The sequence below is a fragment of the Aliidongia dinghuensis genome (assembly GCF_014643535.1).
In the GTDB taxonomy this organism is placed as follows: domain Bacteria; phylum Pseudomonadota; class Alphaproteobacteria; order ATCC43930; family CGMCC-115725; genus Aliidongia; species Aliidongia dinghuensis.
Window position 1 is genome coordinate 1 of the sequence record NZ_BMJQ01000064.1, and the last position, 724, is coordinate 724.

Consider the following 724-nt stretch of genomic DNA (forward strand, 5'->3'; position numbering starts at 1 on the left):
GTGTCGACATAGCCGGTGCGCAGGCGGAACTCGATGCAGCTCGGCCGGCACTCGATGGCGAGGCAGGAGGCGCCGGCCATGGTCGCGGCCAGCGGCTGCGCGCCGCCCATGCCGCCCAGGCCCGCGGTCAGGATCCAGCGGCCGCGCAAGCTGCCGGCATAGTGCTGGCGGCCCATCTCGACGAAGGTCTCGTAGGTGCCCTGCACGATGCCCTGGCTGCCGATGTAGATCCAGGAGCCGGCCGTCATCTGGCCGTACATCATCAGGCCCTTGCGATCGAGCTCGTTGAAATGCTCCCAGTTGGCCCAATGCGGCACCAGGTTCGAGTTCGCGATCAGCACGCGCGGCGCGTCGGCGTGGGTGCGGAACACGCCGACCGGCTTGCCCGACTGCACCAGCAGGGTCTCGTCGGCCTCGAGCGTGCGCAGCGCGGCGGTGATCCGGTCGAACGCGTCCCAGTCGCGCGCGGCGCGGCCGATGCCGCCGTAGACCACCAGCTCATGCGGCTTCTCCGCCACCTCGGCATCGAGATTGTTCATCAGCATGCGGAGCGGCGCCTCGGTCAGCCAGCTCTTGGCGCTGATCTCGGGGCCGCGCGGCGCACGGACGATCCGGGCATTGTCGATACGGGTCATGGCAAGGCTTCCTGGTCTGAAGATCACGCGCGTGGTTTCAGCCGTGCGATTGGGCGAAGGCGAGGCAATGGTCGAGGATGGCGGAGAGC

Annotated in this window: 1 pseudogene; it reads right to left on the reverse strand. The window is 68.8% G+C overall.

The window, feature by feature from the left end:
* Positions 1 to 635, reverse strand: a pseudogene (locus tag IEY58_RS34145) (urocanate hydratase); the annotation flags it as partial.
* Positions 636 to 724: the final 89 nt, after the last annotated feature.